Origin of the sequence: Poseidonocella sp. HB161398 (assembly GCF_005870025.1) — a bacterium.
Lineage (GTDB): Bacteria > Pseudomonadota > Alphaproteobacteria > Rhodobacterales > Rhodobacteraceae > Mangrovicoccus.
The window spans coordinates 1-6,280 of record NZ_VATA01000144.1 but is presented as its reverse complement, the minus strand read 5'-3'; the positions used below and the strand labels follow the sequence as shown (position 1 = coordinate 6,280).

Genomic DNA, 6,280 nt, shown 5'->3' with positions numbered 1-6,280 from the left:
CGGATCCAGCCGGTCGAAGGCGCGCGCCACCCGTGCCGACAGGGCCTCGCCGCGCGGTGTCAGGAAGAACCCCTGCCGCGTGCGGCTGAACAGGGGCCCGCCGGCCTGCGCCTCGAGCTTGCCGAGCGCCTGGGTCACGGCGGGCTGGGAGACATTGTAGAGGTCCGAGGCCCGCGTGACCGACCCCAGATCCGCCACGGCCAGGAAGAGCCGGAGGTGGCGCAGGTTGCGCGAGATCATAGCCGGGCCAGGATCGCGTCGGCGCGGGCGATCAGGTCGGCCTCCCCGGCGGGCGCTCGGGCGGCGGCGATGCGGTCCTGCCATTCGGCTGTGGCCGATGCCATCCCGCCGCCAAGGCCGAGCTCGGCCACGGTCGCCGCCACCTCGCGCATCTCGGCGGCCCGGCGCGCGCCATGCAGCATCATCCGTTCCAGGTTGTAGGCGCTGCGCCCGCGCCAGTCGCGGTCCGGATCCGAGGCTTCGAGCGAGGCCAGAACGTCCTCTTCGACGCCCGCGCGCCGCGCCGAGAGCAGGCATTCGGCGGTCAGCGCCTCCATCCCCTTGATCATCACCGAGCGGATCATCTTGATGGCGGAGGCCTGGCCGACCTCCGGCCCCGCGATCTCCGGCCGCATGCCGAGCGCCTGCAGAAGCCGGACGGCCGGGTCCGCATGCGGGCCCGAGACCAGCAGCGGCACCAGGTGGCGCTTCGGGTGGACCGGCGCCATCACCGCGAGATCGACATAGCGCCCGCCCGCCGCCTCGATGGCCTGCGCCGCGCGGCGCTTGGTGCCGGGCGCGCAGGAATTGCCGTCGAGCCAGAGCGCGCCGCGGGCCAGATGCGGCGCGGCGGCGATGGCCGCTTCCAGCGCCCGGTCGGCGGTCACAAGAGAGAATGCCGCGGCCGCTCCGGCAAGCGCCCCGGCCGGGCTTGCCGCCCCGCGGATCCCGGCTGCCGCCTGTCGTGCCGCCATGGCAGGGCGCGTGGCCGGATCGTCCGACTTTATGTCATAGGCGCTGGCGGCAGCCGGGTCCGGCAGCGACCAGCCCTCGAGAAAGGCGCCAGCCGCCTCGCCGAAACCTATGAAGCAAACGGAAAACTCCGGAGATTTCGTGGCGCCCATTGCCTGTTCCTCCCGTCATGGCCGCGGACAGACTGTCACCGCCGAGGGTGGTTGGCCAGCCTGTATAGCCACAACTTATGCTGGCGGACGTGCTTCCAAATGGACGCCCGATGCGCGGCCATGGCATTCCCGCGGCGGCACCGACAGGGGAGGCTTGCCATGCCGAAGAAAACCGCACTCGTGATTTCCGCCCATGCCGCCGACTTCGTCTGGCGCTGCGGCGGCGCCATCGCGCTTCATGCCGAAATGGGCTACGAGGTCACCGTCGCCTGCCTGAGTTTCGGCGAGCGCGGCGAGAGCGCGCGGCTCTGGAAGGACGGCAAGTCGCTGCAGGAGGTCAAGGACATCCGCCGCGGCGAGGCGGAGGCTGCCGCAGAAGTGCTGGGCGTGCATCATCTGGAATGCTTCGATCTGGGCGACTACCCGCTGCACCTGGAGCGCGCCGACAAGGACAGGCTGGTCGCGCTGATCCGCAAGGTGCAGCCGTCCTTCATGCTCAGCCACTCGAAATACGACCCCTACAACACCGACCACATGTACATGACGCAGGTGGCGCTGGAATGCCGGATGATCGCCCAGGCCTGGGGCCACAATCCGGGCGAGACGGTGCTGGGCGCGCCGCAGCTCTACCTGTTCGAGCCGCACCAGACCGAGCAGATGGGCTGGAAGCCCGACACTTTCCTCGACATCACGCCCGTCTGGGAGAAGAAGCGCGCCGCGATGGAGCACATGAACGGCCAGGTGCATCTGTGGGACTACTACACCCGCGTCGCCCAGCAGCGCGCCAACCATTTCAAGCGCAATTCCGGCGGCCAGTCCGGCGGCCGCGACTGCCTCTATGCGGAAGGCTTCGAGAGCGTCTTCCCGCGCACCGTCGACGAACTCTGAGCGCGGCCGGGGCCGCGGGAGATGGAAGGGCCGCGGCCGTCCGGGGGAGGGCGCCGCGGCAGGAAAGGCTTGAAGGAGGAGAGAGCCATGAGGACTGTTCTTGGAAAGGTGGCGGCAGCAGCGGCGCTCGGCGGCCTGCTCGCGGCCGGCCCCGCGCTTGCGCAGACCCGCGTGATCGTCCTGGGCACCGGGACGCCGGTGCCGGACGCGGAACGTTCCGGGCCGGGGCTGGCCGTGATCGCCGATGGCGAGGCCTACCTGTTCGATGCCGGGGGCGGCATGGTGCAGCGGATGATCGAGGCCTGGCAGACCATGGGGGCTGAGGAGCTCTATCCGACGAAGGTCAAGCACCTGTTCCTGTCGCATCTGCACAGCGACCACACGCTCGACTATCCCGAACTTGCCGCCACCTACTGGTGGCGGCGCGAGGAAAAGCTGAACGCCTATGGCCCGGAGGGCCTGCAGGCGATGACGGACGGTTACTACGAGATGCAGGCGATCGACATCAACCTGCGCACCAGCGGCAACCAGCCGGTGAAGGACCCGGCGCTCTACCAGGTCGATGTCCACGAGATCGGCGATGACGGCGTGATCTACGAGGGCAATGGCGTGACGGTCGAGGCCTTCTCGGTCAATCACGGCGACATCCACCCCGCCTATGGCTACCGGATCACGACGCCCGGCAAGACCGTCGTCTTCTCCGGCGACACCACCTATTCCCCGGCGCTCGCGGAAATGGCGAAGGGCGCGGACGTGCTGGTGCACGAGGTCATCAGCGAGGAGGGCTGGAAGGCACTGACGCCGGAATGGCAGGCGTACCACCATTCCTCCCACACCCTGACCAGCGAACTGGCGCAGATCGCCAACGAGGCGCGCCCCGGCGTGCTCGTGCTGACCCATATCCTGCATTACGGCGCCCCGATCGAGACGGCGAAGACCGAGATCGAGGCGCTCTATGACGGAAAAGTGGTCCTGGCGGACGACCTTGACGAATTCTGATCGACGCGGGGCCGGCATGGCCGGGCCCGCACCCGGGACTGAGGCTGCAGGCCGAGGAGCTGTTGAATGACCGAACCGACCACCCCCTCCTTCGACATCGCCCATCTGGGCCATGTCGAGATGCTGACCGACAAGTTCGAGGAGAGCCTCGACTTCTTCACCCGCGTCTACGGCCTGAAGCTCTCGGCGGTCGACGGCGATTCCGCCTACTTGCGCGCCTGGGACGACTACGAGTTCCACAGCCTGAAGCTGACCCGCTCGGACACGACCGGCGTCGCCCATATCGGCTATCGCGCCGCCAGCCCCGGGGCGCTGGAGCGCCGCGTCGCCGCCATCGAGGCCTCGGGCTACAAGGTGCATGGCTGGAATGACGGCGATCTCGGCCATGGCCGCGCCTTCCGCTTCGAGGATCCGTTCGGCCATGTCTTCGAGATCTACTACGACACGGTCTGGTGGGAGCCGCAGGACGCGGCCGAGAAGGCGGCGCTGAAGAACACCGCCTCGGCCTTCACCGGGGCCGCGCCGCGCAGGCTCGACCACCTGAACCTGCTCGCCTCCGACGTCACCGGGTTCAAGCGCTTCATGGAGACCTGCCTCGGCAGCCGGGTGACCGAGTACATCCAGCTCGACAATGGCCGTCTGGGCGGCTGCTGGTTCACGGTGAACAACAAGACCTACGACCTGGCCTGCACCGAGGAGCATGGCGGCGGCCATGCGCGGCTGCACCATGTCACCTACGCCACCGACCAGCGCGAGGACATCCTGCGCGCCGCCGACATCTTCCTGCAGAACGGCGTCCATATCGAGACCGGGCCGCACAAGCATGCGGTGCAGGGGACGTTCTTCCTCTATGTCTGGGAGCCCGCGGGCAACCGGGTGGAGCTGGCCAATTCCGGCGCGCGGCTGATCCTGGCGCCCGACTGGCAGCCGGTCTGCTGGACGCAGGCCGACCGGATGAAGGGCCAGGCCTGGGGGCTGAAGACCATCGAGAGTTTCCATACCCACGGCACCCCGCCAGTGAAGAAGGAGGCGTGACCATGCCTGTCGTCGTCCAGAACATAGACCGCGCCGACCGGGCGGTGATCGACCGGCTCGGCCAGATCGGCACCGCCACCGTCCACGAGGCGCAGGGCAGGAAAGGTGCGCTGCAGAGCTACCTGAGGCCGATCCAGGAAGGCACGATGATCGCGGGCTCCGCTGTCACGATCTCGGCGGCGCCTGGCGACAACTGGATGGTCCATGTCGCCATTGAGCAGCTCAAGGACGGGGACATCCTGGTGCTGGCCCCGACCTCGCCCTGCGACAACGGCTATTTCGGCGACCTGCTGGCGACCTCGGCGCTGGCGCGCGGCTGCCGCGGGCTGGTGATCGACGCGGGCGTGCGGGATACGCGCGACCTGCGCGAGATGGGCTTTCCGGTCTGGTCGAAGGCGGTCTCGATCCAGGGCACGGTCAAGGAGACGCCGGGCTCGGTCAACGTGCCGATCGTGGTGGCGGGCCAGGCCATCCATCCCGGCGACGTGATCTGCGCCGACGATGACGGGCTCTGCGTCGTCGCCCGCGAAGAGGCGGCCGCGGTTCTGGATGCGGCCGAGACGCGCCTGGCGGCGGAAGAGGCCAAGCGCGTGCGGCTGGCGGCGGGCGAGCTGGGGCTCGACATCTACGACATGCGCCCGCGGCTGGCGGCCAGGGGGCTGAAGTACATCTGAGGGCGGCTTTGGCGGAGGAAGGCGGGAGGGGGCAGATCCCCCCTCCCGGACCCTTCCCCGCCGCGACGGCGAGAGCGGGGAGACGAAGATGGAAGACGACGGGACCGATGGCATCCCCTGCCTGTGGATGCGGGGAGGAACCTCCAAGGGGGCCTATTTTCTGGCCGCCGATCTGCCGCGGGAGCGGGAGGCGCGCGATGATCTCCTGCTCAGGATCATGGGCTCGCCCGACCCGGCGCAGATCGACGGGATCGGCGGCGCCGATCCGCTGACCTCGAAAGTGGCGGTGCTCTCGCCCCCTTCGCGGGAGGATGCCGATGTCGACTACCTGTTCCTGCAGGTCTTTCCCGACCGGCCGCTGGTTTCGGACGCGCAGGCCTGCGGCAACATCCTGGCCGGTGCCGGTCCGGCGGCGATCGAGACGGGCCTGGTCGCCGCGCGGGACGGCGAGACGGCGGTGCGCATCCACATGCTCAATACCGGCGAGATCGCGGTGGCGCGGATTGCCACGCCGGGCGGCCATGTCAGCTATCGCGGCGCGGCGGCGATCGACGGCGTGCCCGGGACCCATGCGCCGGTGCCGCTGATGTTTGCCGGGCTGGAAGGCTCGATCTGCGGCGAGCTCCTGCCGACCGGGAATGAGGCGGACAGGATCGGCGGAGTGGCCTGCACGCTGATCGACAACGGCATGCCCTGCGTGGTGATGGCGGCTGCCGACCTGGGCATCGACGGCACCGAGAGCCGCGAGGCGCTGGACGGCAATGCAGGCCTGAAGGCGCGGCTGGAGGCGATCCGGCTGGAAGCCGGGCGGCTGATGGGCCTGGGCGATGTCGCGGAGAAATCCGTGCCCAAGATGACGCTCGTCTCGGCCCCGCAAGCGGGCGGCGTGATCTCCACCCGCAGCTTCATCCCGCATCGCTGCCACGCCACGATCGGCGTCTTCGCCGCGGTCAGCGTCGCCACCGCTTGCACCTTGCGGGGCAGTCCGGCGGCTGCGCTGGCCCGGCTTCCCGTCGGCGCGACATTCGCCATCGAGCATCCGACCGGCGCGGCCGAGGTGCTGATCGAGCGGGATGCCGAGGGCCGCGTCACGGCGGCCGGAACGCTGAGGACAGCACGCAAGCTCTTCGAGGGCAGGGTTTTCCCCCGGCCGCGCGGCTGATCACAGATCCATGTCCGGATTGTGAACGGTCCGGGCCGTGTACATTGCGGCAAACGGCGGCTTCCTCCCAAGTTCGGCCCTGCGGGACCCTTGCCGTCCCGCGCGCCAGATGGGAGGAGACCTTTTGCGCTCACACCTGATCTTGCTGGCTCTCGGGCTTGCGGCCCTTGCCGCCGTCCCGGCTCTTGCCCAGTCCGGCCCGCCGGGCGGTCCGCCCGATGCCTAAAGCGTTTCGACGTGAACCTGAATCGCCGGGTTCCCTTGAGGTGCGTGATGTGATTCATCCTCATTGGGAGGATGGATAACTCATTGGGAGGATGGATAATGTCAGCACCTTTGCCATCTGCGCTTCGGACGCGCTTTCAGAAGTACATTGAAGAAGGGTTGAGCGGGCGCGC

The 6,280-nt window shown here is 68.9% G+C and carries 7 protein-coding genes; 5 read left to right on the top strand and 2 right to left on the bottom strand.

The features are described from left to right. Positions 1 to 240 (bottom strand): LysR family transcriptional regulator (locus tag FGX59_RS35725; RefSeq protein WP_138473038.1); only part of this gene is annotated, 240 nt, incomplete at its 3' end. Beyond that, positions 237 to 1,124: an NAD(P)-dependent oxidoreductase gene (locus FGX59_RS35720; RefSeq protein ID WP_138473328.1), complete on the bottom strand. Its 888-nt coding sequence runs from the start codon at positions 1,122 to 1,124 to the stop codon at positions 237 to 239. The genes FGX59_RS35720 and FGX59_RS35725, both read right to left, overlap by 4 nt. 159 nt (positions 1,125 to 1,283) lie before the next feature. On the opposite strand from FGX59_RS35720, the gene FGX59_RS35715 reads away from it, so the two are divergent. The 5 genes from FGX59_RS35715 (at position 1,284) to FGX59_RS35695 (ending at position 5,882) form a co-directional block, all read left to right on the top strand. Then, positions 1,284 to 2,012 (top strand): PIG-L deacetylase family protein, encoded by a 729-nt coding sequence (locus FGX59_RS35715; RefSeq protein WP_138473327.1) that lies wholly within the window; start codon positions 1,284 to 1,286, stop codon positions 2,010 to 2,012. 87 nt (positions 2,013 to 2,099) lie between these two features. After that, entirely contained in the window at positions 2,100 to 3,011 is a 912-nt protein-coding gene (locus FGX59_RS35710; RefSeq protein ID WP_138473326.1) for an MBL fold metallo-hydrolase, read from the top strand. Between the two features lie 66 nt (positions 3,012 to 3,077). Beyond that, positions 3,078 to 4,046 carry a VOC family protein gene (locus FGX59_RS35705; protein ID WP_138473325.1) on the top strand — a complete coding sequence of 323 codons (969 nt, stop codon included), beginning with the start codon at positions 3,078 to 3,080 and terminating at the stop codon, positions 4,044 to 4,046. Between the two features lie 2 nt (positions 4,047 to 4,048). Then, a complete protein-coding gene (locus FGX59_RS35700) occupies positions 4,049 to 4,720 on the top strand; it encodes a 4-carboxy-4-hydroxy-2-oxoadipate aldolase/oxaloacetate decarboxylase (protein WP_138473324.1) in 672 nt (223 codons plus the stop codon). A gap of 88 nt (positions 4,721 to 4,808) precedes the next feature. Beyond that, positions 4,809 to 5,882, top strand: coding sequence for a 4-oxalomesaconate tautomerase (locus FGX59_RS35695; RefSeq protein ID WP_138473323.1), 1,074 nt, complete (start codon positions 4,809 to 4,811; stop codon positions 5,880 to 5,882). Positions 5,883 to 6,280: the final 398 nt, after the last annotated feature.